This is a genomic window from Plantibacter flavus (assembly GCF_900177615.1).
GTDB classification, from domain to species: domain Bacteria; phylum Actinomycetota; class Actinomycetes; order Actinomycetales; family Microbacteriaceae; genus Plantibacter; species Plantibacter flavus.
Window position 1 is genome coordinate 485,637 of record NZ_FXAP01000003.1, and the last position, 22,820, is coordinate 508,456.

At 68.8% G+C, this 22,820-nt stretch carries 27 protein-coding genes; 12 read left to right on the forward strand and 15 right to left on the reverse strand.

Features of this window, described 5'->3' with window-relative positions:
* Positions 1-143: 143 nt before the first annotated feature.
* The gene (locus tag B9Y95_RS12300; protein ID WP_085512122.1) at positions 144-965 is read left to right on the forward strand and encodes a sulfite exporter TauE/SafE family protein; all 822 of its coding nucleotides are present in this window, start codon (positions 144-146) and stop codon (positions 963-965) included.
* Here B9Y95_RS12300 and B9Y95_RS12305 read toward each other — a convergent pair.
* The 7 genes from B9Y95_RS12305 to B9Y95_RS12335 form a co-directional block, all read right to left on the reverse strand.
* A complete protein-coding gene (locus tag B9Y95_RS12305; protein WP_085512123.1) occupies positions 960-1,964 on the reverse strand; it encodes an alpha/beta hydrolase in 1,005 nt (334 codons plus the stop codon). The two genes, B9Y95_RS12300 and B9Y95_RS12305, sit on opposite strands and share 6 nt — an antisense overlap.
* Positions 1,957-3,426: an MFS transporter gene (locus tag B9Y95_RS12310; protein WP_085512124.1), complete on the reverse strand. Its 1,470-nt coding sequence runs from the start codon at positions 3,424-3,426 to the stop codon at positions 1,957-1,959. Before B9Y95_RS12310 ends, B9Y95_RS12305 begins: the two co-directional genes overlap by 8 nt.
* A 184-nt stretch (positions 3,427-3,610) precedes the next feature.
* Entirely contained in the window at positions 3,611-4,477 is an 867-nt protein-coding gene (locus B9Y95_RS12315; RefSeq protein WP_085512125.1) for a PDDEXK family nuclease, read from the reverse strand.
* A gap of 81 nt (positions 4,478-4,558) precedes the next feature.
* Entirely contained in the window at positions 4,559-5,260 is a 702-nt protein-coding gene (locus B9Y95_RS12320) for a DUF3349 domain-containing protein (RefSeq protein WP_085512126.1), read from the reverse strand.
* A 2-nt stretch (positions 5,261-5,262) separates the two neighbouring features.
* The gene (locus B9Y95_RS12325; RefSeq protein WP_085512127.1) at positions 5,263-5,571 is read right to left on the reverse strand and encodes a hypothetical protein; all 309 of its coding nucleotides are present in this window, start codon (positions 5,569-5,571) and stop codon (positions 5,263-5,265) included.
* 11 nt (positions 5,572-5,582) lie between these two features.
* A complete protein-coding gene (locus B9Y95_RS12330) occupies positions 5,583-6,794 on the reverse strand; it encodes an inorganic phosphate transporter (protein WP_085512219.1) in 1,212 nt (403 codons plus the stop codon).
* Between the two features lie 127 nt (positions 6,795-6,921).
* Positions 6,922-7,704, reverse strand: coding sequence for a DeoR/GlpR family DNA-binding transcription regulator (locus B9Y95_RS12335; RefSeq protein WP_085512220.1), 783 nt, complete (start codon positions 7,702-7,704; stop codon positions 6,922-6,924).
* Between the two features lie 26 nt (positions 7,705-7,730).
* Between B9Y95_RS12335 and B9Y95_RS12340 the strand changes: the two genes are divergently transcribed.
* Positions 7,731-7,964 carry a LacI family DNA-binding transcriptional regulator gene (locus tag B9Y95_RS12340; protein WP_085512128.1) on the forward strand — a complete coding sequence of 78 codons (234 nt, stop codon included), beginning with the start codon at positions 7,731-7,733 and terminating at the stop codon, positions 7,962-7,964.
* Between the two features lie 85 nt (positions 7,965-8,049).
* On the forward strand, positions 8,050-9,297 hold the full coding sequence (locus B9Y95_RS12345; protein WP_085512129.1) for an MFS transporter: 1,248 nt from the start codon (positions 8,050-8,052) through the stop codon (positions 9,295-9,297).
* Between the two features lie 99 nt (positions 9,298-9,396).
* Here B9Y95_RS12345 and B9Y95_RS12350 read toward each other — a convergent pair whose 3' ends face one another.
* On the reverse strand, positions 9,397-10,602 hold the full coding sequence (locus B9Y95_RS12350) for an alpha/beta hydrolase (RefSeq protein ID WP_159453398.1): 1,206 nt from the start codon (positions 10,600-10,602) through the stop codon (positions 9,397-9,399).
* Positions 10,603-10,850: 248 nt separating this feature from the next.
* Here B9Y95_RS12350 and B9Y95_RS12355 point away from each other — a divergent pair, with 248 nt between their 5' ends.
* From B9Y95_RS12355 to B9Y95_RS12375, 5 genes are all read left to right on the forward strand, one after another.
* The gene (locus tag B9Y95_RS12355) at positions 10,851-11,768 is read left to right on the forward strand and encodes an ABC transporter ATP-binding protein (RefSeq protein ID WP_085512131.1); all 918 of its coding nucleotides are present in this window, start codon (positions 10,851-10,853) and stop codon (positions 11,766-11,768) included.
* 55 nt (positions 11,769-11,823) lie between these two features.
* Positions 11,824-12,648, forward strand: coding sequence for a hypothetical protein (locus tag B9Y95_RS12360; protein WP_143736463.1), 825 nt, complete (start codon positions 11,824-11,826; stop codon positions 12,646-12,648).
* 235 nt (positions 12,649-12,883) lie between these two features.
* A complete protein-coding gene (locus tag B9Y95_RS12365) occupies positions 12,884-13,975 on the forward strand; it encodes a sensor histidine kinase (protein WP_159453399.1) in 1,092 nt (363 codons plus the stop codon).
* Between the two features lie 14 nt (positions 13,976-13,989).
* Positions 13,990-14,640: a response regulator gene (locus B9Y95_RS12370; protein ID WP_085512221.1), complete on the forward strand. Its 651-nt coding sequence runs from the start codon at positions 13,990-13,992 to the stop codon at positions 14,638-14,640.
* A gap of 61 nt (positions 14,641-14,701) precedes the next feature.
* The gene (locus B9Y95_RS12375; protein ID WP_085512134.1) at positions 14,702-15,721 is read left to right on the forward strand and encodes a helix-turn-helix transcriptional regulator; all 1,020 of its coding nucleotides are present in this window, start codon (positions 14,702-14,704) and stop codon (positions 15,719-15,721) included.
* On the opposite strand, the gene B9Y95_RS12380 is transcribed toward B9Y95_RS12375, so the two are convergent.
* Positions 15,705-16,859 carry an epoxide hydrolase family protein gene (locus B9Y95_RS12380; protein WP_085512135.1) on the reverse strand — a complete coding sequence of 385 codons (1,155 nt, stop codon included), beginning with the start codon at positions 16,857-16,859 and terminating at the stop codon, positions 15,705-15,707. The genes B9Y95_RS12375 and B9Y95_RS12380 overlap by 17 nt on opposite strands.
* A gap of 93 nt (positions 16,860-16,952) precedes the next feature.
* Between B9Y95_RS12380 and B9Y95_RS12385 the strand changes: the two genes are divergently transcribed.
* The gene (locus tag B9Y95_RS12385) at positions 16,953-17,543 is read left to right on the forward strand and encodes a GNAT family N-acetyltransferase (protein WP_234994092.1); all 591 of its coding nucleotides are present in this window, start codon (positions 16,953-16,955) and stop codon (positions 17,541-17,543) included.
* On the opposite strand, the gene B9Y95_RS12390 is transcribed toward B9Y95_RS12385, so the two are convergent.
* Positions 17,524-18,150, reverse strand: a complete 627-nt coding sequence (locus tag B9Y95_RS12390) for a LysE family transporter (protein ID WP_085512136.1) — start codon at positions 18,148-18,150, stop codon at positions 17,524-17,526. The two genes, B9Y95_RS12385 and B9Y95_RS12390, sit on opposite strands and share 20 nt — an antisense overlap.
* Before the next feature lie 70 nt (positions 18,151-18,220).
* On the opposite strand from B9Y95_RS12390, the gene B9Y95_RS12395 reads away from it, so the two are divergent.
* Complete coding sequence (locus B9Y95_RS12395; protein WP_085512223.1) at positions 18,221-18,640, forward strand: Lrp/AsnC family transcriptional regulator; 420 nt, start codon at positions 18,221-18,223, stop codon at positions 18,638-18,640.
* 45 nt (positions 18,641-18,685) lie between these two features.
* Here B9Y95_RS12395 and B9Y95_RS12400 read toward each other — a convergent pair whose 3' ends face one another.
* The 3 genes from B9Y95_RS12400 to B9Y95_RS12410 are packed head-to-tail and all read right to left on the reverse strand — an operon-like array spanning position 18,686 to position 20,403.
* On the reverse strand, positions 18,686-19,222 hold the full coding sequence (locus tag B9Y95_RS12400) for an MOSC domain-containing protein (protein ID WP_085512137.1): 537 nt from the start codon (positions 19,220-19,222) through the stop codon (positions 18,686-18,688).
* Positions 19,223-19,263: 41 nt separating this feature from the next.
* Positions 19,264-19,860 (reverse strand): gamma carbonic anhydrase family protein, encoded by a 597-nt coding sequence (locus B9Y95_RS12405; RefSeq protein ID WP_085512138.1) that lies wholly within the window; start codon positions 19,858-19,860, stop codon positions 19,264-19,266.
* Positions 19,861-19,896: 36 nt separating this feature from the next.
* Complete coding sequence (locus B9Y95_RS12410; RefSeq protein WP_085512224.1) at positions 19,897-20,403, reverse strand: GNAT family N-acetyltransferase; 507 nt, start codon at positions 20,401-20,403, stop codon at positions 19,897-19,899.
* A 164-nt stretch (positions 20,404-20,567) separates the two neighbouring features.
* Here B9Y95_RS12410 and B9Y95_RS12415 point away from each other — a divergent pair, with 164 nt between their 5' ends.
* Positions 20,568-21,212, forward strand: coding sequence for a flavin reductase family protein (locus B9Y95_RS12415; RefSeq protein WP_085512139.1), 645 nt, complete (start codon positions 20,568-20,570; stop codon positions 21,210-21,212).
* A 7-nt stretch (positions 21,213-21,219) separates the two neighbouring features.
* On the opposite strand, the gene B9Y95_RS12420 is transcribed toward B9Y95_RS12415, so the two are convergent.
* Positions 21,220-21,675: an Lrp/AsnC family transcriptional regulator gene (locus tag B9Y95_RS12420; RefSeq protein ID WP_085512140.1), complete on the reverse strand. Its 456-nt coding sequence runs from the start codon at positions 21,673-21,675 to the stop codon at positions 21,220-21,222.
* 99 nt (positions 21,676-21,774) lie between these two features.
* Here B9Y95_RS12420 and B9Y95_RS12425 point away from each other — a divergent pair, with 99 nt between their 5' ends.
* A complete protein-coding gene (locus B9Y95_RS12425; protein WP_085512141.1) occupies positions 21,775-22,326 on the forward strand; it encodes an RBBP9/YdeN family alpha/beta hydrolase in 552 nt (183 codons plus the stop codon).
* A gap of 53 nt (positions 22,327-22,379) precedes the next feature.
* Here B9Y95_RS12425 and B9Y95_RS12430 read toward each other — a convergent pair whose 3' ends face one another.
* Positions 22,380-22,817 carry a hypothetical protein gene (locus B9Y95_RS12430; protein WP_085512142.1) on the reverse strand — a complete coding sequence of 146 codons (438 nt, stop codon included), beginning with the start codon at positions 22,815-22,817 and terminating at the stop codon, positions 22,380-22,382.
* Positions 22,818-22,820 lie beyond the last annotated feature (3 nt).

Consider the following 22,820-nt stretch of genomic DNA (forward strand, 5'->3'; position numbering starts at 1 on the left):
TCGTCTCCTTCCCGCGCTTCCTCGTTGAAGCGGCGGTCCCAACAGGCTCCCCTGTCCTCCTTCACAGGTCAAGGACTTTCATGAGTAATTAATAAAAGTTGTTGCCCGATGGATCATCACTCTGACGATTAGGCTGGGCGACTGTGCTCGATGGACCGCTGATCGCCGAATGGCTCCCCGTCTCGGTGGCCGCGCTCGTCCTCCTCCTCGTGGCGGCGGGAGTGGCCGGCTGGGTCGACGCGGTCGTCGGTGGCGGCGGACTCATCCAGTTGCCCGCGCTCGTCATCGCCGTTCCGGGCGACGTCGCGACCCCGTTCATCCTGGGCACGAACAAGCTGTCGTCGTTCTTCGGCACCCTGTCGGCGAGCTGGGTGTACCTGCGCAAGATCAGGGTGCAGCTCGTGCTGCTGGCGCCTCTCGTCGCCGGGGCCTACGCCGGCTCGACCGTCGGTGCCGCCTTGTCGCGGTACGTCCCTCGCGACGTGTTGACGCCCGTCGTGCTCGTGGCCGTGATCGCCGTGGCGTTGTACACCCTCTTCAAGCCGACCATGGGCCTGCACCACGAACCCCGTCATGACCGCGCCACCGCCGTCGCCTGGCGGGCGGCGATGATCGGGCTACTGGTGGGCTTCTACGACGGCATCCTCGGACCGGGAACGGGCTCGTTCTTCGTCATCCTCATCGTCGGTGTGCTCGGGTACGGCTTCCTGCAAGCCAGCGTGAACGCGAAGATCGCCAACCTCACCACGAACCTCGCCGCTCTCGTCGTGTACGGGGTGCACGGCGAGGTCCTGCTCGCGCTCGGTCTCGCCATGGCCGTCATGAACATCACCGGCGGGTTCATCGGCGCCCGTATGGCGACGAAACGCGGAAGCGGCTTCGTGCGGATCGTGTTCCTGGTGACCCTGTCCATCCTCATCGTGAAGCTGGCCTGGGACACCGTGGTGCAGTTCACCGGTTCATGATGCACCCGGCAGAGCGACCTCGCCGGCGGGTGTTCCGAGCAGTCGCCTCGTCCAGTCGGCCAGGGCCGCGATGGCGGTCCGCGAGATGGCGGCACTCGGCACCATGCTCGTGAAGCCGTGGAACGCCCCCGGCCAGACGTGCAGTTCCGCGTCCCCACCCGCAGCCCACATCGCGCTGGCGTAGGCGACCGTCTCGTCACGGAACACCTCGGCGCTGCCACAGTCGATGTAGGTGCGCGGAAGGCCGGCGAGGTCGGTCGCCCGCGCGGGTGCGGCGGAGATCGACACGTCTTCACCGGCACGGCGGGGTCCGAGGTACGCGTCCCAGCCGAACCGGGTCATCTGCCGATCTGCGACCCCGACCCCGTCGATCTGCATCGTCGACACGGTGGCATCGCGGTCGTCGAGCATCGGCGAGACGAGGATCTGCCCGAACAGGGCCGGCCCACGGCGGTCCCGGGCGAGCAGGGCGGTCCCCGCGGCGAGCCCGGCACCCGCACTCTGGCCCGCGATCACGATGCGGCCCGGGTCGATGCCGAGCTCATCCGCGTGGGCCTCGACCCAGACGAGTCCGGCGTAGCAGTCCTCGACCGGGTACGGGTCGGGGTACTCCGGGGCGAGGCGGTAGTCGACGCTGACGAGCACCACGTCGTGGTCGTCCAGGAGCCAGTCGTCGTAGGAGTCGAGATTCCCGAGGTGGTGGCCGAACATCATCCCGCCGCCGTGGATCGTGTAGACCGCGGCCGTGGGCCGCGTCCGTCCGATCCGCTGGATGAGCGCGAGCGTGATCGGCTCCCCGAGATGGCCGGGCACCGTGAGCGAACGCCGCTCGAACCCCCGCGACCGCAGCCGTTCGTCGAGAGCCTCCTCGGTCGTGTCGAGGCCGCGCATCCTCGGCAGCATCTCGGTCGTCAGGGTGAACGGTCCGCGTGCATCGAGAGCGTCGAGGAAGGGGGTGAGTTCGGGATCGAACGGGGGACGGGGCATGAGGTCAGACATGGGAAGGCTCCTGGGTTGCAGGCTGAGATGGGAGGTGATGTGAACGGAGGACACCGACAGCCACCAGGGCTGCAGCGAGGACGGTGATGGTCGATCCCGCAATGAGGACCGCTTGCTGGAATGACGCGACGAGGGCCGGGGTGAAGTACTCGGTCGCGATGCCGCCGCCGACGACCGCAGCGAGGATCGTCCCGGTCGCGGCGATCCCGACAGCGGTGGCGATCTCGCTCGCGGTGTCGACCAGGGCCGCACCGATGGACGTGCGGTCCGTAGGGAGACCACGGAGGACGTTGTTGCCGGCGACGACTCCGACCACCCGCATCCCGGCGGCGACGAGGACGAGTGCGATGAGGACCCAGGGGTAGCCGAACCGGCTCAGGAGCGCGAACACGGCCAGCCCCGAGACGACCGCGGCAGCGCTCATCCACGCGGCATGATCGAGTCCCACGCGGTGCACGAACGGACCGACGAAGCGACCGCTCGCCAACAGCACCACGACCTGCGGGAGCATCGCCACAGCGGCCAGGGCCGGCGGCCACCCCCAGGCGAACTGCAGCTGCAGGGTCGCCAGATACGACACGCCTGCCATCGCCAGCCCGGCGGCGGCCTTGTACGCCAATCCGGAGGCGACGAGCGGCTGCGCGACGAGACGGAGGTCCAGCAGCGGGTGACGCGTCGTGCGCTCCCTGACGACGAACCCGATCATGGCCGCCACGGTCATCGCCGCCGTGCCCCAAGCCAGAGCGAGGTCGATGCCGGCGACGAACAGGGTCGGGGTGAGGAGGACGCCGACGACGGTCGCAGTCCCGAGGACGGCTCCGAGCACGTCGATCCGGTCCTGGTGCAGGTGCGACCGCTCGTCGGTAACAATCCCGGCGCGGATCCCGATCCAGGCGATCACCGCGATCGGGGCGTTGGCGACGATGAGCACCTGCCAGGGCGCCACGGCGAGCACGAGTCCACCGATCGTCGGCCCGGCGGCGAGGCCGACCAGCCCGGCGGTCGAGATGACCGTCAGCGCGCGGACGCGCAGGTCGTCCCGGTCGAACAGACGGAACGCCAACGCCATCGATCCCGGAGTCGTCATCGCCGCGGCGACACCCATCAGGGCGCGCACGGCGATCAACTGCTCCACCGAGGCGACGAACACAGTCAGCACGCTGGCGACGGCGAGCAGCGTCAGGCCGATCAGCATTACCCGACGACGGCCGAACCGGTCGGCGACCGCACCGAAGAGCAGCATCAGGCCACCGAAGGCGACCGAGTACGCCCCCGACACCCACTGCAGTGACGCGGTGGAAGCGGTGAGGTCACGGCCGATCGTCGGGAGCGCGACGTTCAGGACGGAGTTGTCGAGCATCTCGAACAGGAAGACGGCCGAGAGGCCGGCCAGCGCGACCCACGCGTCGCGGAGGCGTGGCGGCGAGTCTTCGACGACCGCGGAGGTTGAGGGTTCGGACATGGGCGCACTCCTTCGATGAAGAAGTGACGGCTCCCATGAGCCGCGTGCGCGTTTCCGTCGGCCGGAGCACGACGGGATTTTTCCCTCTGCGACGAGGATAACGCTCATTCCGGCGAGAGTGCACGAAACGCTCCTAAACGCCGCTCATGGGAGCGTTTCGCGCACTCCCGTCCCGCTGACGGACTCACCGCAGATACGCGTCGACGAACAACGGACCCCGGACGGCTCTGAGCGTGTCGACCAAACGGTCGAGCGCTCGACGGTTCCAGGAGGAGAGCTGGAGATCGAATGGGCCGATGGGTTCGAGCTTCCCGGTGCGGAGGCGGACGACCTCCCATCCGGCAGACCGCAGCGCGCGGTCCTTCCGTCGGTCCACCTCCTCGCGGCCTCCGACGTGCTCGAGACCGTGCCGGCCGATGCTGTCGTACTCGATGGCGATGCGCAGTTCCGGATAGACCAGGTCGGGCCACACCTCCAGGTGTTGGAAGAACGGACGCTGCACCCGCACCGCGTTCAGTCCCTCGGTCAGCGCGAGTCGCTCGTGGACGTCCGCGCGCAGCTGAGCCTCGACAGCGGATGCCGGCTTCGGTGCGCACTCGGAGGAGAAAGCCTCCCCCACCGGCAGGTCAGGGGTCTTCTCGCACAGTGACGGCTTCGGGCGCGCACGACGCTCCCGGATGATCCCGGCGACCGCGGGCACCGGATCGGTCACCGACTCCCGCATCGGCAGTGCGACGACCCTCGACGGATCGGCCGCATCGGAACACTCGGGACACCAGGCGCTGCGGCGACGCTCGCGTCCAGGCCGCGAGCGCTGCTCGGCCGGCGTCGCGACGAACCGGTGTCCCCGGTCACACTGCCACTGCAGCAAGACGTCCGCCGCCGGCGGCACCTGACTGAGGACGATTCCGGCGTTGAGATCCGCGTGGTACTGACGCCACAGCGCGGGGAATGCCGCCCACGCCTGCCGGTAGGCGCCCACTGGGTACGGCGTCTCGAGACCCTTCGACCACTGACGGCGGGCCCACCACGCTTCCACCCGTTCCGGCACGAGCCGAACCTACGACGGGCCCCCGACACCGGCCACGAGTGAGGACACGGTGGTCGTCACTGCAGCACCACCGCTCGACCGTCAGACCGCGAAGTCGCTCGGCCACCCGTGGTCGGCGAGCGACCGCCGCACCCGCTCCACGTCCTCGTCGCTCGGCAGCTCCGCGGTGACCCGCGCGATCGCGGTGGCGACGTCGACCCGGCTGAGCGACGTGTCGCCCTCCGCCGCGAGGCGTGCGCCCACTTCGGCCACCTCGGCGTCGCTCAGCCGCCGTCGGAGGAGCGCCACGAGCGGGACGAAGTCCTGGTCGGGGAATCCGGCAGGGTACCCGGCCCGGAGCCAGCGCACGATGCGGGCGACCAGGCCCCCGCGTTCCTCGAGGTAGGTCGCACGCGCCTCCCGGCCGGCGTCGTCATGGTCGGTCGCCACCGCGCGGACGTCGTCCGGGCTGCCGAGCGGCCACCCCGCACTCGCGAGCCGGGCGGAGACACGGACGAGGTCCTCCGGGAGCGCCGGACCGAGGAGGAGCTCTTCGACACGCGCCCGCAGACGATCGTGACCGACCGGCTCACCGCTCGCATCGGCGTTCTCCGCCTCGACGAGCAATCCGTCGACGACCTGGTCCAGCTCATCGGGGGTGAGGCTCCGTCGGAGGATGCCGAGCAGCGGCACGTAGTCGTGCTCCGGCACACCCGTCGGGTATCCGGCGCGGAGCCAGCCGACGACACGCGCCACCACACCGGACCCGTGGGCGGTGAGGTCTGTCCCGTTCTCGGATGACATCCTCAGTCCTTCGGAGTGAAGGTCGGGAACACGTGGTCGAAGCTGACCTCCTGCCCCAGACCGGTGGCCACGATGATCGTGAGTCCGACCAGCACCGCGGCGACGACGACGGCGAAGCACAGCACGCCGATGGCCCGGAGAAGCCCCGATGGGATCGTCGGCGTGCCCGACCCGCTCCGGTCGTCCGACCCGGCGCCTCCGGCGACCGCGAACGAGCGGACACCCAGCGCGAAGAGCGCAGGAAGCCCGGCGCCGAGCACGAGCGCGATGACGGCCACCTGGGCGGCGGCTTCGAGGAAGAGCATGAACATGTCCGACGTCCTTACGCTGCGGTCTTCTGCGACGAGCGGGCGGGGGCGTCCTGCCAGTCGTCGTTCACGTTGTGGGATCCGATGCTGTCGCGGCGCGACCGCAGGTAGATGGCGAGCGCGACACCCACGAGGATCGCGACCATGAGGATTCCACCGATCGCCCCGCCCGCGAGGTGACCGATCCACCACATCACCGCGCCCATGAGCGCCGCGGCCGGAAGGGTGATGATCCAGGCGACGACCATCCGCAGGGCCACCCGCCAGCGCACCTGCGCACCTGGCCGTCCGACCCCGGAGCCGAGGATCGATCCGGTCGCGACGTGCGTGGTGCTGAGGGCGAAGCCGAGGTGGCTCGAGGCGAGGATGACGGCGGCGGATGAGCTCTCGGCGGCCATGCCCTGCGGCGTGTTCAACTCCACGATGCCCTTGCCGACGGTGCGGATGATCCGCCACCCGCCGATATACGTGCCGAGCGAGATCGCGAGGGCACACGCGAGCTTCACCCAGAGTGGGACCGACTCGGTGTCGTCCCAGCCGCCGGCCGCGATGAGCGCGAGGGTGATGACACCCATCGTCTTCTGTGCGTCGTTCGTGCCGTGGGCGAGCGAGACGAGGGACGCGCTGCCGATCTGCCCGATCCGGAAGCCGCGGTGGAGACGCCCCTGGGCGAGGTTGCCGATGACGCGGAAGACGAGCCAGGTACCGATCGCAGCCACCGCGCCGGCGAGCAACGGCGACATGAGCGCCGGGAGGATGACCTTGCCGACGACGCCGTCGAGCTTCGAGCCGTCACCGGCCCAGTTCACGCCGTTCAGGCCCAGGCCCGCGAGCGTCGAGCCGATGAGACCGCCGAAGAGCGCGTGCGACGAGCTCGACGGCAGGCCGAGCAGCCAGGTGAGCAGGTTCCAGATGATGCCACCGATGAGCCCGGCGAGCACGATCAGCAGGAGCGCCGAGCCGCCTCCCTCGAGGAGCGCGGGATCGGGAGCTCCCGACGAGTCCTGGATCTTCACGACCGCGTTCGTGACGGTGAGCGCGACTTCGATGCTGAGGAACGCGCCCACGAGGTTCAGCACCGCCGAGAGGGTGACCGCGATCTTCGGCGACAGCGCACCGGTGGCGATGGAGGTCGCCATCGCGTTCGCCGTGTCGTGGAAGCCGTTGGTGAAGTCGAAGGCGAGTGCCGTGATCACGACGAGCGAGAGCAGGATGATGGGGTCCACGGCGACGAGCTTGCTCCTCGATCGCTGGATCGACAACGGGCGAGCGGGCGGATTCACCCGTTGTTCACGTTCCGTGGAAGCCGACACCCTCCATGGCGAGCGAGTCGGTCATCGTCCTCCTGGCCCGCTACGACGTCGGACGATCGGTGCCCTCGACGACGGACACCTCCACGCCGGCGGCACGCAGTCGATCGAGCACCGCAGGAGGGGCTGAAGCGTCGGTGACGAGGACGTCGACGTCTTCGAGCGCACACACGATGGCCATGGAGCGCAGGGAGAACTTCGACCCTTCCGCGATCAGGATGACGCGCGCCGCCGATGCGACGATCGCCTGCTTGATCGCGGCGTCGCCCAGGTCGAACGCGGTCACGCCGGCGGTCGGATCAGCCGCACAGCAGGTCAGGATGGCCGTGTCGAATCGGAGCGAAGCGATGGTCCGCTCCGCGATCGGCCCCACGATCGTTCCCTCTGCGCCACGCACGGTTCCACCAGACAGGACGAGGCTGACCGTCTGACTCGACGACAGCGCGGCGATGCCCTGCACCGACAGGGGCATCGCGGTCACCCTGCGGTGGGCGAGTTCCGCGGCGGCAGCCGCTCCGGTCGTGCCGCTGTCGACGACCACCGCTTCACCGTCGTCGATGTAGGCCACGGCTGCCGCCGCAAGCCGCGCCTTCAGGCCTTCGTCATCGACCGCTCGAACAGAGAAGGGCAGCCCCTCGCCATGCAGGGCGGTCCCGACAGCGCCACCCCTGACCCGCCGCAACGCACCGACCGCGGCAAGATGCTCGAGGTCGCGTCGGACGGTCATCGACGACGTGCTCAACTGCTTGGCGAGCTCGTCGACCTGGACGCGGCCGGAGCGACGGAGCTCATCGAGGATCTCGCGGTGCCGGACTTCCATCTGCATGGACATATCGTACCCGATGTGTTCGAATGAACATCGTGAATGTTCAAAACTCGTCTCGTCCGATCACCATCAAGGATGTCGCCCGCATGGCGGGCGTCTCGCACTCCACCGTTTCGCGAGTGCTCAACGGAGTCGACCTCGTCACACCAGCGACGCGAGCGCGGGTGCGGGAAGCCATCGACTCCTCCGGATGGACCCCCGACGAGACCGCAGCCGCGCTTGGACGTCGCAAGACCCCCAGACCCGGGCCGATGTCCTGAAGCTGCACCACTCGGTTCGACAACGCTCGTCTGAGCCCATTCCGCGTCACCGCACCCGACCGCCCTTCCAGATCGGAACAGCCACATGACCACGTCCTCCCTCAGGAGCACGCCTCCGCCCGCGTCCCTGGACGCCCGACACGCTCGAGTCGCCGTCAGTGTCCTGTTCTTCACGAACGGCGCACTGATCGCCAACATCCTCCCGCGGTACCCGCAGATCAAGGCGGATCTCGACCTGACCAACGCCGCCTTCGGCGCCGCGGTCGCCGCCTACCCCTTGGGCGCACTCATCGCCGGACTCAGCGCAGGACTCCTCATCCGCCGCTTCCGCTCCTCCCGGGTCGCCATCGCCGCGACGCTCGTCACCGCCGCAGGGCTGCTGCTCACCGGTGTCGCGCCCGGCTGGCTCATCCTCGCCCTCGCGCTCTTCCTGGCCGGCGCCATGGACTCCATCACCGATGTCGCGCAGAACTCGCACGGCCTCCGCGTGCAGCGTCTCTACGGTCGGTCGATCATCAACTCGTTCCACGCCGTCTGGTCCGTGGGCGCCGTGACCGGAGGCGCGATGGGCGCCGTCGCCGCGCAACTCGAGGTACCCCTGCTGATCCACTTGACCATCTCGGGCGGGCTGTTCGGGATGGCAGCCCTCCTGTCCTACCGCTGGCTCCTGACAGGCCCCGAACCGGACCTCGGCGCTGAGTCCCTGCTGACCATGGATGGTGATACCCAGCGGGATTCGGGCGCCACACCGACGGACGCGCCGAAGGCCCTCGGCCTCGTGGCTCGCTACAGCGTCCTGCTCGCCCTCGTCGTCATCGCCTCCGCCGGGGCCATCGTCGAAGACGCGGGGAGCTCCTGGTCCGCGATCTACCTCTCCGACAGCCTCGGAGCATCCGCCTTCGTCGCCGGTCTCGGGTTCATCTCCCTGCAGGGGATGCAATTCGTCGGGCGCGTGTTCGGCGACCGAATGACCGATCGGTTCGGCCAGCGGACGATGGCCCGCGGTGGCGGTGTCCTCGTCCTCGTCGGCATGGGTGCTGCGCTCGCCTTCCCGAGCGTCATCGGCACCATCATCGGTTTCGGCATCGCAGGCTTCGGTGTCGCCACCCTCATCCCCTCGGCCATGCAGAACGCCGATGAGATCCCCGGCTTCCGCCCCGGCAGCGGGCTGACCATCATCGGTTGGCTCCTGCGGCTGGGGTTCCTCCTGTCCCCGCCGCTCGTCGGGGCGATCGCCGACGCCACGGCACTCCGATTCGGACTGATCGTGGTCCCCGCCGCCGGTCTGCTCGTACTGCTCTTCGCCCGGGTCCTCTCGACGCGTCGTCGCTGAGCGACGCGGTTGTGCCGATACCTCCGGGCACTGACAGCTTGCGAATCGATCGACGCCAGTGAGGCACGACATGCCCGTCCTCCGGCCGACGGGTTCCCCTCAACCGATGACGTACCGCTCCATGAAGCTCATCACCTCGGCGCGGGCGGCCTGCCCCGCGAGCGTTCCCCAGATCATGTCGAAGCCGTGTTGTGCGCCGCCGATGAGCACGAGGTGGTTCTTGACGCCGGCATCGTCCAGCGCTGCGGCCAGTCGTTCGCTCTGGTTCGTCGGGACCATGCCGTCGTGCGTGCCGTGGATGATGAGCGTCGGTGGTGACGAAGGGGACACGTGCGTGAGCGGTGACAGCTCGGCGTACCGTTCGGGCTCTTCGGCCGCGGTCGCACCGAGGTAGGTGTGCAGCATGTCCACGACGGTCGAGCCGGCCTCTGCTTCGACCGCGGCGAGATCGGTCGGCCCGTAGTAGTCGATGACCGCCCGCACGGAGGTGTCCGTCCCGCAGCCGTCCGGAGCGGGCTCGTCGCTCGTGTACCCGGCGAGCAGGGCGAGGTTCGCCCCAGCCGAGCCGCCGCTGATGGCGATGCGCTTCGGGTCGATGTCGTAGGTGTCGGCTTCCTCATGCACCCAGCCGATGGCGCACCGGACGTCGCTGATCGATGTCGACCACGATGCCTGCTCGGCGGTGGACAGGCGGTAGTCGATCGAGAACACGGTGATGCCCTGGGCCGTCAGATACTGGAAGAACGGCGACCACATCGTCCGGTCGCCGGCGACCCAGCCTCCCCCGAAGACGTAGACCAGGGAAGCGTGATTCGCCTTCTCGGCGGCCTCCTCGCTGACCGGGGCCCAGACGTCGACGTCGAGATCCTCACCGTCGACGGTCCGGTACGTCTGCGTCTCGAGCGGGGCCGGAGACCCCTCCGTCGGCGCTGATTGCAGCAGCTGCGAGACCGACAGCTGCGTCTTCGCCTGCTCGGCCGCCGCCACAGCTCCGACCGTCGGCCAAGCGATTCCGATGGCGAGGAGCACGGAGAGAGCCGCGGCGACCGTGGCGACGACTCGCCTGCCACGCTTCCAGGCCAGCAGCACGATCACGATGCCGACGATGACGGCCACGGTCAGGAACGGGTAGACCAGTCCGGTGAGCAGGCCAGCCGCCAGGAGGAACTTCCCTGGATACGCGGGCAGCAACAGTCCCAGGATCGAGATGGCGACCACAACAACCCATAGCGTCACCATGACGATGGTGAACACCTTCTTGGTGCGAGACCAGGCAGGTCTTGCCGGGGTGGCTGTGTCATCCACAGGCGTGTGTGACGTTGACGTTGGCGACGGGCGCATGATGTTCTTTCTTCCGGTGATGTGCTTCGATTCCACCACCGGGTGCGGCACTGAGGGTGGTCCCTGGGTCGTCGACCAATGGCACCTCGGTACCAATCGGTCGCGGCGGCCGGCCACTCGCGAGCCAGCGAGAGACAAACGGCACCCAGGTACCAGCGGGTCGGCACCACGCGCTCATTGAAGCGACCAACACGCTCCCTAGCGTGGGAGACATGATCGAAGCACGCCACCTCACCAAACGCCACGGCGCCTCCGTTGCCGTCGACGACGTCTCATTCACGGTCGCTCCGGGTACCGTCACCGGTTTCCTCGGGCCGAACGGCGCCGGCAAGTCCACCATCATGCGCATGATCGTCGGCCTCGCCCGCCCCACCTCGGGAACGGTGACCATCGACGGCCGCCGTTACGCGGGCAGTCCCGCTCCGCTCCAGCAGGTCGGTGCACTCCTGGATGCCGGCGCCGTCCACCCGGGGCGCACCGCACGCAACCATCTGCGCACGATCGCACGCACCCATGGCATCCCCGATCGCCGCGTCGACGAGGTCATCAGCCTCACCGGCCTCGAGTCGGTTGCACGGCGCCGCGCCGGCGCGTTCTCGCTCGGCATGGGCCAGCGGCTCGGCATCGCGACCGCGTTGCTCGGAGACCCGGACACGCTCGTGCTCGACGAACCCGTCAACGGTCTCGATCCTGAGGGCGTCATCTGGGTCAGGCAGCTCTGCCGACACCTCGCGTCGGAGGGTCGTGCCGTGCTGCTCTCCAGCCATCTGATGAGCGAGATGGCTCAGACAGCCGATCACCTCATCGTCCTCGGACGAGGACGGGTGATCGCAGATGCCTCGGTCGCCGATGTGCTCGCGCGCGCTGGAGGCGGGACGGTGGCCGTGCGGACCGACGCGGTCGATCGTCTCGCGGACTTCGTTCGGCCGATGGGTGCGACCGTGACCTACCTGGCGGCGGATCGCATCGAGATCTCCGGACTCGATGCTGACGAGATCGCGCTGGCGGCCAGCCGCATCGGCGTGACGCTGTTCGAGTTGACGCCACAGCGAGCGTCGCTTGAAGCAGCGTTCCTCGGCCTCACCGAGGACTCGGTCGAATACCGCTCCGGATCAGCTGGTCGGGCCTGATCGGCAGCAGCGCGACCTCCGCACACTTCCCGTTCCTTCCGCTTGGAGAATCACCATGACCAGTACTCGAACTGCACCTCTGCCCCGCTCACACGACCAGACGCCGCGCCTGACCTTCGCGGGGATCGTGCAGGCTGAAAGCACGAAACTGACGAGCGTCCGCTCGACCTGGCTGCTCGCGCTCCTGGCCATCGGCCTCGCAGCCGCCGCGGGCGCGGCGGTCGCCGCCACCGAGCTGACCAGCCCCGCAGATGCGGTCGCGGGCGGTGTGGCGACGACGCTGCGGACCATGGCCCCAGCCAGCACGGTCGTCGCACTGTTCGTCGCCGTGATCGCGGTCCTCTTCGTCACGCAGGAGTTCACCTCCGGCCAGATACGCACGACCTACGCCGCCGTACCCACTCGGCTCCCCGTCCTCGGGGCGAAGACGGTCGTGGCGGCGGGAACAGCCCTCGTGCTCTCGATCCTGTCGTCCATCGCGGCCTGGGCGGGCTCAAGCCTGCCCCTCTCGACCGCGGGGCTGCGGACCTCGCTCTTCGAGCCGGCCGTGCTCCAGAACATCGCCGCCTCAGCTGCGTGGCTGGTCATCCTGACCATCTTCACCGTGATGATCTCCACCATCACGCGGAGCCCCGCCGGAGCGATCGCGATCGTCCTCGGAGTGCTCTTCGTACTGCCCGTCGCGGCAGTCTTCGTGAGCCGAAGCAGCAGCGCCGACCTGTCCGTCCTGCTTCTCACGTACGCTGAGACGACCATGAGCCAACTGTTCTCCGGCACCGAGCCGGCCACCGATCTCGGTCGCGACCTCGGAGTCCTCGCGGCGTGGCTCGGTGCGCCGACCGCAGTCGCCGCTTGGACGACCAAACGACGCGACGTGTGAGATGAGCGAACGACGACCCGTCTCGCCTCCGCCGCGGCCCGGTGTCGCGGCGGCGGGCGAGGGTTCGTCTCCATCGGGCGCTCCTCGACCGGGGGCGGTACGTCGATGGGCCGCTGCGCATCCAGTCGGGGCCCATCTCGCGGCGGTCCTCCCGGTAGCGGCTCTCGGCCTCGCCAGCGGGTTCGCGCAGATCGATTCATGGACGTTCGTACCCTCCGAGGGGTGGCCCTGGTACGTGCTCTGGGCCTTCGGGTACAGCAGCCTCCTGCTCCGTCTTCAAGCGCCGGTCCTGGTCACCGCGATCACGTTCGCGGCGCTCTTGGGACAAGACGTCCTCGGCGGGGTCAGTCAGCCCTGGGCGGTCCTGATCGCGCTCTATTCCGTCGCAACACAACGGGGTGCACGCTGGGCCTGGAGCTGCGCGGCTGCGGTCGTGGCCATCCTGGCGCTCGTGTCGGTCGCAACGCCGGTCAACACCGAGTCCCCGGTGATCGCGGGGTTCGGCATCTGCATCGTGGTCCTGATCGGGTTGAACGTCCGAGGGCGCAGTGCGTACCTCTCCGCGCTGATCGACCGGGCCGCGCAGCTCGAACGCGAACGGGAACAGGAGGCACGCCTTGCCGCCAGTGCGGAGCGCGCCCGCATCGCACGCGAACTCCACGACATCGTCGCCCACGGCATGTCGTTGATGATCACCCTGTCCGATGCTGCCGATGCGACAGCCGACGTCGACCCGACGCACAGCCGTGACGCCGTCCGTCACATCGGTGTCGTCGGCAGGGACGCGCTCACCGACATGCGGCGGCTGCTCGGCGTGCTGCACGATGAGGAAGAACCTGCGGCACTGACGCCCCAACCTGGGCTCGACGCTCTCGACGACCTGGTCGAGACCTACCGCGCCGCCGGCCTGCCCGTCGCGGTCACCACGAGCGGGGAGCTCCCCACCGCACCTGCCGTCCAAGTCGTGCTCTACCGGACCGTGCAAGAAGGACTGACCAACGCTCTGCGATACGCGAGACAGCCAGAACGTGTATCAGTGATCCTCCGCGCAGTCGGCGGCGACACCGGCGCAGAGAGCGTCGGAGAGACGATCGTCGAAGTGTCCGACGACGGAATGGGGTCGTCACCTGCAGTATCGGTTGGCACGGAACGGGGGCTCGTCGGACTCCGGCAACGTGCTGCGCTGTTCGGCGGGTCGTTGGAGGCAGGACCTCGGCCTGAGCTCGGGGGTCGCGGATGGCGCTTGCGGCTCCGACTCCCGGCTGCTGATCCGGCCGATCGCGTCGAACCAGCTCCGACAGACGAGACGATTCAGGAGACGATGTGAACGACACCACCGTGATGCTGGTCGACGACCAGGACATGATGCGAACCGGGATGGCGATGATCATCGGCACGCACGCCGGGCTGCGCGTCATCGGAGAAGCTGCAGACGGGCTCACCGCCATCGAGCGCGACGCTGAGCTGCAGCCCGACGTCATACTCATGGATGTGCGAATGCCGGGACTCGATGGCATCGAGGCCACGCGCCGCATCATCGACGCCCGCCCGGAGGCTCGCGTGCTCATGCTCACGACCTTCGATCTCGATGAATACGCCTTCGGAGGGCTGAACGCCGGAGCAAGCGGCTTCCTCCTGAAGGATGCACCTCCGGCCGAGCTGATCGCCGCCATCCGGACGATCGCCGAGGGGAACGCCATCGTCTCGCCACGAGTCACCCGCGCGATGCTCGACCTGTACCAAGGTCAGCTCCCCGATCCGGCCGGCCGCTCCAGCTCACCACTGGGCATGCTCTCAGAGCGCGAGCACGAAGTACTCCGTGCGATCGGGCGGGGTCTGTCCAACACGGAGATCGCCCAGGAACTGTTCCTGTCCGAGTCGACCGTCAAGACACACGTCGGCCGAGTCCTCGCGAAGCTTGAACTGCGCGACCGGGTCCATGCAGTGATCTACGCCTACCGGAACGGTCTCGTCAAGAACGCAGGGCAATAGCGAGAACCATCCGGTCCGCCAGCGGACAGCGCGTGTCCTCCCCCCGCAGGATGATGGGTCCATGTGGGATACGACGTCGCGAACGTTCGAGCTGCTGGGGATGCTCCAGCGCAACGGGTTCGTGGCCAGCGAGCGCCTCGCGCGCGACCTCGGGGTGACGACCAGGACCGTGCGTCGAGACGTGGCCCGGCTCCGCGATCTCGGATACCCGATCGACACGCGCCTGGGCGTCGACGGCGGCTACTCCGTCGAGGCTGGGGCGGTGCTCCCACCCATCTTCCTGTCGACCGAGGAAGCGCTCGCCTGCGCGCTGGCGCTTCGGAGGTGGAAGGAGGACGCCGACCAGACCCTCGCCACCAGTTCGCTCGAGAAGGTCGCGGCGTCCCTGCCGCCCCGGGTGCGTTGGGTGCTCGACGCGGTGGCGGAGGTCACCGTCGATGCCCCGGTGGACGGTCTGGATCCGATCGATCACCCGGCGGTCGACATCGGTCTCCTCGGCGAACTGGCGAGATCGTGTCTGCTCCGACGCCGAGTGGAGTTCCAGTACACCGGGCGAGACGGCGACTCGAGACCGCGCCGTGTCGAACCGCACGCCCTGGTCAACACGGTGCGGCACTGGTACGCCGTGGCCTTCGACATCGACGCCGACGACTGGCGCACGTTCCGCGTCGACCGGATCTCCGACCTCGTGGTGTCCGAGCTGCCGGCCAGGACGCGGGTGCTCCCCGACGCGGACCTCGAGGGCTGGGTCACGCGACGGCTCCAGCTCGGATGGCAACAGGTCAGCGCCACCGTCCGCGTGCACGCCCCGAGTGGAGCGGTGCGCCGGTGGGTCGCTCCGGCCTGGGGGTCCGTCGAAGCCGAGTCTCCCGAGGTCACGGTGGTGCGCGCTGGAGCAGACAGCTACGACGCGATCGCCAGATGGCTCCTACTGATGCAGGCCGACATCGAAGTCGTCGAACCCGACGAGCTGCGCAACGCGTTCGGCCGGGTGGCCGAGCAGGCACACCGAGCCACCCGGCCCGGCTCGGGCGGGCCGACCCAGCAGGCCGACCCGCCGCGATCTACCGGAGCGGCCTGAAGAACTCGGCCAGATCGTCCATGAGGAGCGCCGGCTCTTCGAGGGCGGCGAAGTGGCCGCCGCGGTCGGTGACGTCGGTCCACCGCGTGATGGTGTTCTCGCGCTCGGCGTAGCGGCGGATCCCGACATCGTGCGCGAACATGATGGCGCCCGTCGGAACCCCGGACGGCTCACTGGTCGCTCCCCAGGCCGAATGCTGCGCGTACCCGATGTACGCGGCGGTGCCGGCCGTCTCCGTGAACCAGTAGAGCGACACGTTGGTCAGGATGCGGTCGAGGTCGATGATCGTCTCCGGGAGCGCCCCGTGCGGCATCGTCCACGCATGGAACTTGTCGATGATCCACGCCAGCTGGCCGGCCGGCGAGTCGGCGAGCCCGGCCGCGATCGTCTGGGGTCGGGTGGACTGGATCGCGATGTAGCCGAACTCGTCCTGCATGAAGGTCTGGACCCGCCCGAGACGGTCGAGCTCCAGCGTGGTGAAGGTGGCGAGGTCCGCTTCGCTCGGAGCTCCCAGCGGCATGCCCATCGAGCCGTTGACGTGCACACCGACCACGCGCGTCGGCGCCGCTCGCGCGACCTCGGGCGACACGGCAGCCCCGATGTCTCCGCCCTGCACGCCGTACCGTTCGTAGCCGAGCCGTTCCATGAGCGTCGCCCATGTCCGTCCGATGCGGGCCGCATCCCAACCACTCTCGGCGACCGGGCTCGAGAATCCGAATCCGGGTAGGGAGGGGATGACCACGTCGAAGGCGTCCGCGGCGTCACGTCCGTGCGCTTCCGGATCGGTGAGCGGGCCGATGAGGTCCAGGAACTCGACGAACGAGCCCGGCCAGCCGTGCGTCAGTACCAGCGGTAGAGCCCCCTCCACCGACGACCGGAGGTGCAGGAAGTGGATGGTCTGCCCGTCGATCACCGTTGTGAACTGCGGGAACTCGTTCAACGCCGCCTGCTGCGCCGCCCAGTCGAAGGTCTCAGCCCAGGTCGCGACCAGTCTGCGGAGGTAGCCGACCGGGACTCCCGTCGCCCAATCGTCGCGCGGCAGGGCCGGTGGGAACCGTGTCTCCCTGAGCCGGCGTCTGAGCTCGTCCACCGCGCTCGCGGGGATGTCGATTCGAAACGGCTGAATCTCGGCGTGCATCACAGGTTCCCTCCATCGCGTGCGGGCTCGAGCGAGCCACGTCACGGGAGCGACGATAGGAACGAACGAGGACACGACCTGTCCTCGGCTGAGATGCACGACGCGACGGACAGCGATGAGTGCGATGCTCGGTTCATGCCGTGGCCTGTGATCGAACCGCTGGTGTCCGAGCGCGTCACGCTGGAGCCGTTGTCGCTCGACCATGCCCGGCCGATGGTCGACGTCCTCTCCGACCCCGCCCTGCACACGTTCACCGGCGGAGAGCCGCCGACGCTCGACACGCTCTCCACTCGATTTGCCGCCCAGATCCGCGGGCCGGCCGACGGGTCGCAAGCCTGGTTCAACTGGATCGTGCGGCGGCATGACACCGGCGCGCTCGTCGGGTTCGTCCAGGCCACCGGAGAGTCCCAGGGCCAGGACATGCTGGCCGAGATCGCGTGGGTCATCGATCCAGCCCATCAGCACCAAGGCTTCGCCTCCGAAGCGACGGCTTCCATGATCGGTTGGCTGCACGCTCAAGGGGTCACCCGGCTAACCGCGCACATCCATCCGGAGCACACTGTGTCTCAGCGGGTGGCGCACCGCCGAGGCCTCCGTCCGACATCGAGCATCGAGGACGGCGAGGTCCGTTGGGAATCGCCTATCTCCTCGCCGACCCGAACGGTCACACCGCCTGGACGATGAGGGCGACACCGAATGCGACGATCAGACCGTTGCCGACGATGGCCGTCCACCTCCGAAAGGACGCGCCAGTCCTCCGCCGGAGCCCGGCTCCGAGCGCGACCAGCAGCGTCTGCCAGCCGAAGGATGCGAGCCCGACACCCACGATGAAGGCGACCGCCGTCGACCCTGATTCCGTGAACCCGGCCAGCCCGGTCAGGATCGCCGCGAAGTACACCAGGGTGGCCGGGTTGATCGCCGTCAGACCGAGGAAGAGCAGGTAGCGCTGACGCGAGGTGCCCGAGCGGCCTGCGGGCCGTTCCCCGGCTGACGGCTTCGCACGGAGGCCCTGCAGGAGTCCGTGCGCTCCGAGCGCGATGACGGCGACACCACCGAGGAGCTGCGGCCAGGGAGACCAGCCGCTCACGATGGGCCCGGCGAGCGCACCGGCAGCGACGGCGGCCGTGCAGTACGACACGTCCACCGTCGCCACGGCGGCGGCGGCAGGGAGTCCACTGCGCAACCCGCGGGTGATGCCCTCCTGGAGGAGCAGGATCCCGATCGCACCGAGCGGTGCAGCCAGGGCGAGGCCGGCGACGGAACCGGCGAGAAGGGCGAGGAGGACATCCATGCCGACGACTCTGGCGCAGCGCACCGGTCACGACAGTGCGTTCTGGCAGCGAGACGGCATACTGTTTCGCATGGACGATCTCGACAGTGCAATCATCGGCGTTCTGCAGGCGAATGCGCGCATATCGTTCAGTGAGCTCGGCCGTCAGATCGGGTTGAGCACGAATGCGACGGCGGCCCGTGTCCGTCGCCTGGAGCGCAGCGGCGTCATCACCGGGTACCGCGCGGTCCTCGGCTCCGATGCCCCGGTCGCCGAGGACGGCCTGGAGGCGTTCATCGACGTCCGACTCGACCCCGCGCGCAAGTCCGAGGAGTTCCTGGAGTGGACCCGACGGATCCCCGAGATCAGAGACGCGGTGCACGTCACCGGTGCCTACGACTACCTCGTCCACATCCGCGTCGCCGGCACCGCCGCCCTCGACCGCCTTCTCCGCAGCATGAAGAACGACGGCGGGGCGACCCACACGCAGACGCGGCTGGCGCTCCGGTAGGCGGGAACCACGCGCGCCGTCGCATCGCGCTACCGCGGCCTGTCTCTACACCGGCGCGAGCGGTTCACGGGCTCCGTCCGGCAGCTCCACGGTGATCGGATCACCTGGCTGCACGACGCCACCGACGAGCACCACACCCATGACTCCCGTCTTGCGGACGGTGCGGCCCTCTGCGTCCGTTCCGACGACCTGCTTGAGCAGGCCCGGTTCGAAGCGGTCGATCTGGACACACGGGTTCCGCAGCCCCGTCACCTCGACGACGGCGTCCGTCCCGAGCCGGAGCACGGCACCCGCGGGGAGGTCGAGGAGGTCCAGCCCCTCGGTGGTGATGTTCTCGCCCAGCTCCCCCGGCGTGAGGTCGGCGTCCACCTCCGCGAACAACTCCCGGTGGATGAGGTGGACCTGCCGGAGATTCGGCTGCGATGGGTCTCGTCTCACCCGGGATCGATGCTGCACCGTCGCACCGAAATGCGCGTCCCCTTCGACACCCAGCCCGGCGACGAGCGTGATCGCGTCCCGTCGCGGCTTGGAGAAACGGTGCTCATCATCGCTGCTGACCGAGACGACACGGGCGTTTGTCATCACCCCAGTGTGCACGGGGGGAGCGCGGAACTCCACAGGCCTCAGCGACCGACGGGCTCGTCGCCTGCGTGGGCTCCGTAGAACTCGGACTGCCGCCGCATCAGCTCGCGCATCGACACCTCGGGTCCGACGCCGTACACGGTCCCGCCGAAGTCGAGCTGTCGCTGGATCGCCCAGATCTCATCGTGGCGTTCGGGCGGGAGGATCGATGCAGGTGTTCCGACCGCGACCCATCCGATGGGAACCACGGCACCCGGTTCCAGCACGGTGTTGACCTGGACGACACCGTTGATCCGGACTTCAGCGCCGTGCCCGACTCGGCTGCCGGGGAACAGCGAGGCACCCGTGGCGATGAACGCCTCGTCGGCCACCACGCTGCCGTTGATGTGCGTGTGCGGCCCGATCATGACGGCGGCTCCGATGAGCGCTGGGTGACCGGACCGTCCGCGGATCAGGGCATGCTCCATGACGACGGTGTCCTCGCCGATGACCACCTCGCCGTCTTCGGCGGACACCACCGCACCGTGCAGGATCCGAGCACCCGCCTCGATTCTGACATCGCCCACGATCATGGCGGACGACGCGACGGTCGCGTTCGCGTGGATCGACGGTTCGCGGTCCCGGTGTCTGATCAGCATGCGCTCACGATAGCGAAGGCGTCCGGTCCCGGACGGTCAGCGGTGCAGGATCACCTGGTACAGGTTGTGGTCCTGCCAGGTCCCGGCGATCCGCAGGTACGACGGGGCCATGCCGATGTGCTCGAACCCGGCTTTGCGGAGCACCCGTTGCGAACCGTGGTTGTGCAGGAGGGTGCTCGCCTCGACCCGATGCAGGCCGAGGTCGTCTCGCGCCACCCGGACGATCGCCTGCACGGCGGCCGTCGCGAGGCCCTTGCCCGCGTACTCCGCATCCACCCAGTAGCCCAATCCGGCGTTCTGGAACGGGCCGCGGACAATCCCCGACAGGTTGAACCGGCCGACGATGGTCGTGCCGTCGAACAGGCCGAGGGAGTATCCGCTCCCGGCGGCGCTCGACGCGAGCTTGCTGGTGAGGTCCGCCGATTGCCCGGCTTCGGTGAAGAACTCGTCGGATCGAGCCGGCTCCCAGGGGGCCAGATGGTCGCGGTTCCGCGAGTACGCCGCGGCGAGCTCCTTCGCATCGCCGAGCTCCAAGGGCCGCATGTCGACGCCGTCGGCGAGGTTGATCACGGTGAACACCCGTCAACGGTAGTCGCCGCCGGCGCACTCGACCACCCCGATGCGACGTCTGTTTCCCGCCAGCTCAGGGCGACGCGAATGATGAGGCTGAGAGGTGACCACCCCGCTTCCCCGACGTCTGGACACCCGTGCCCCACTCCCATGTCGACATCGACCCCGCCATCCTCTACTTCGGGACACCCGTGGTGCTGCTCAGCACGGTGGACGCCGACGGCCGCCCGAACCTCGCGCCGATGTCGTCGGCCTTCTGGCTCGGACACACGGCCGTCCTGGGCATGGGGATGCGGTCGCAGACGGCGTCGAACCTGCTCGCGTCCGGGGAGGTCGTGATGAATCTGCCGTCGGTCGCCCAGGTCGACGCCGTCGACCGCCTCGCGTTCACGACCGGCCGCGATCCGGTGCCCGCGGCCAAGCAGCAGGTCGGCTACCGGCACGCCGCCGACAAGTTCGCCCTCGCCGGCCTCGCCGCGGTGCCCTCGACGACCGTCGCTCCCCCGCGGGTCGCCGAGTGCCCGGTGTCGCTGGAGGGCCGCGTGACCGCTGTCCATCCGCTCACTGTGGATGACCCCGCCGAGGCCGGTTCCGCCTCGGTCTTCGAGGTGACCGTCACCCGGGTGCACGTCCACCCCGGTATCCAGGACGCAGTCCACCCGAACCGGGTCGACCCGCTTCGGTGGCGACCCCTGATCATGAGCTTCCAGAAGTTCTTCGGCCTCACCGACCAGGTGCACCCCTCGCGCCTCGCCACGATCGACGAGGAGTGGTATCGCTGATCGAGACTCAGCGGCTGGCGATGGGGTGGGCCGGGTACTCGCGCAGCACCAGGGCCGTGCTGACAGGGCCGAACCGGCCGATGGCGTCGATGATCTGCTCGAGGCGTTCCGGCGAAGGAGCGTGCACGTCGAGGACGAAACAGTCCTCCCCGGTGACGCGGTAGATCCGGTGGATCTCCGGCAGCTCGTCGAACTGGGCCAGTGACGCCTGGATCTGCGCGTGGGTCGTCCGCAGACGGACCACGGCGTGCGTCGTGAGCCCGAGCTTCTGCGGCGACACCCGAGCTCCGTAGCCGGTGATGTACCCGGCGAGCTCCAGCTTGCGGACCCTCGCCGACACCGCCGGCTGGGACAGATGCACCAGCCGGGCGAGGTCGGTCATCGTGGTGCGCCCGTCGACCTGGAGCACGTCGAGGATCGTCTGATCCGTTCGATCGAAGGAAAGCGAGGCATCGTCCGTCATCTGCTTAGTAAACAACGGATGATGACGCTCCAGCTGCTGACATCGAGGGTTCTGCTGGCACGCTGAGGGCAGATCGCCCGACCACGACGAAGGAATCCCATGTCGATCATCACCATGCCCGGGATCGGTGGATCCGACGACGCTCACTGGCAGTCCCAGTGGGAGCGCGAGACACCCGCGATCCGACGGTTCGCACCGGCCTCCTGGGACGAGCCGGACCTCGACGATTGGTCCGCCGCGCTCGACCGGGCGGTGGCGGACGAACCGGCGATCCTGGTGGCCCACAGCCTCTCGTGTCTGCTGGCCGTCCGCTGGGCGGCGGCGAACCCTGCACGAGTCGCCGGGCTGTTCCTCGTCGCCGCCCCCGATCCCGACGGGCCGCGATTCCCGAGGGTCGCCGCCGCGTTCGCCGAGGACCTCGATGCCCGACCGCCCGTACCCGCAGTGCTCGTGACCAGTGACGACGACCCGTACTGTTCAGAGGCGCGCGCAGCCGAGTTCGCCGCAATGTGGGGCGTGCCTCGGATCAGCGTCGGGCGGCAGGGCCATGTGAACTCCGCCAGTGGACTCGGCGCCTGGCCGGAGGGCCGGCGACTGCTGACCGCCTTCAGCGCTGGCACCGCGAACGCCTCCCCGCCTCGAGGGAGCTGAGCGCCGGGATCGGCGGCAGGAGCGAGCTGCGCGGTGCCGCTAACCGTTGTCGCTTACGCGGACTTCTTCACCAAGCGAGTCGATGGACCGGCGAGCTGCTGAACGCGCTGGTAGCTCACACCGAGAATGGCCCCGGCCGCTTCCATCGGGTAGCCGTCTTCGCGGAGCTTGCGCGCTGCCTCGCGCCGCAGTGCGTCGGCGTGCTCGATCGCGGCCTTGCCGGCCGCATTGGCGTCGTTGCTCTCGGCCACGAGCCGGACGATCGCACTGGGCGCCTCGACCGTCACCGTCACCTCGAGTTCGGAGGGCTCGATATCCAGCCAAACGGACGCAAGGTCCGATGCAGCCTTCTTCACTCCTCGGAAGGTGAGTGCGGAACCGGTGGCGATGATCGTCGCTCCACTTGGCGCGGCGGACGTGAGTTCCGGGATCGTGATCGTCCACGTGCCGTCCTCGTCGCGGGTGGCGTGTGCTGTGACCTGCGTCGTCATGGC

Bases quoted from the DNA above. Each gene is read 5' to 3' on its own strand.
- B9Y95_RS12305 (WP_085512123.1), bottom strand. From the start codon at position 1,964: ATGTCTGACCTCATGCCCCGTCCCCCGTTCGATCCCGAACTCACCCCC.
- B9Y95_RS12310 (WP_085512124.1), bottom strand. From the start codon at position 3,426: ATGTCCGAACCCTCAACCTCCGCGGTCGTCGAAGACTCGCCGCCACGC.
- B9Y95_RS12320 (WP_085512126.1), bottom strand. From the start codon at position 5,260: ATGTCATCCGAGAACGGGACAGACCTCACCGCCCACGGGTCCGGTGTG.
- B9Y95_RS12325 (WP_085512127.1), bottom strand. From the start codon at position 5,571: ATGTTCATGCTCTTCCTCGAAGCCGCCGCCCAGGTGGCCGTCATCGCG.
- B9Y95_RS12335 (WP_085512220.1), bottom strand. From the start codon at position 7,704: ATGCAGATGGAAGTCCGGCACCGCGAGATCCTCGATGAGCTCCGTCGC.
- B9Y95_RS12340 (WP_085512128.1), top strand. From the start codon at position 7,731: ATGAACATCGTGAATGTTCAAAACTCGTCTCGTCCGATCACCATCAAG.
- B9Y95_RS12345 (WP_085512129.1), top strand. From the start codon at position 8,050: ATGACCACGTCCTCCCTCAGGAGCACGCCTCCGCCCGCGTCCCTGGAC.
- B9Y95_RS12355 (WP_085512131.1), top strand. From the start codon at position 10,851: ATGATCGAAGCACGCCACCTCACCAAACGCCACGGCGCCTCCGTTGCC.
- B9Y95_RS12360 (WP_143736463.1), top strand. From the start codon at position 11,824: ATGACCAGTACTCGAACTGCACCTCTGCCCCGCTCACACGACCAGACG.
- B9Y95_RS12370 (WP_085512221.1), top strand. From the start codon at position 13,990: ATGCTGGTCGACGACCAGGACATGATGCGAACCGGGATGGCGATGATC.
- B9Y95_RS12375 (WP_085512134.1), top strand. From the start codon at position 14,702: ATGTGGGATACGACGTCGCGAACGTTCGAGCTGCTGGGGATGCTCCAG.
- B9Y95_RS12380 (WP_085512135.1), bottom strand. From the start codon at position 16,859: ATGCACGCCGAGATTCAGCCGTTTCGAATCGACATCCCCGCGAGCGCG.
- B9Y95_RS12385 (WP_234994092.1), top strand. From the start codon at position 16,953: ATGCACGACGCGACGGACAGCGATGAGTGCGATGCTCGGTTCATGCCG.
- B9Y95_RS12390 (WP_085512136.1), bottom strand. From the start codon at position 18,150: ATGGATGTCCTCCTCGCCCTTCTCGCCGGTTCCGTCGCCGGCCTCGCC.
- B9Y95_RS12395 (WP_085512223.1), top strand. From the start codon at position 18,221: ATGGACGATCTCGACAGTGCAATCATCGGCGTTCTGCAGGCGAATGCG.
- B9Y95_RS12400 (WP_085512137.1), bottom strand. From the start codon at position 19,222: ATGACAAACGCCCGTGTCGTCTCGGTCAGCAGCGATGATGAGCACCGT.
- B9Y95_RS12405 (WP_085512138.1), bottom strand. From the start codon at position 19,860: ATGCTGATCAGACACCGGGACCGCGAACCGTCGATCCACGCGAACGCG.
- B9Y95_RS12410 (WP_085512224.1), bottom strand. From the start codon at position 20,403: ATGCGGCCCTTGGAGCTCGGCGATGCGAAGGAGCTCGCCGCGGCGTAC.
- B9Y95_RS12420 (WP_085512140.1), bottom strand. From the start codon at position 21,675: ATGACGGACGATGCCTCGCTTTCCTTCGATCGAACGGATCAGACGATC.
- B9Y95_RS12425 (WP_085512141.1), top strand. From the start codon at position 21,775: ATGTCGATCATCACCATGCCCGGGATCGGTGGATCCGACGACGCTCAC.
- B9Y95_RS12430 (WP_085512142.1), bottom strand. From the start codon at position 22,817: ATGACGACGCAGGTCACAGCACACGCCACCCGCGACGAGGACGGCACG.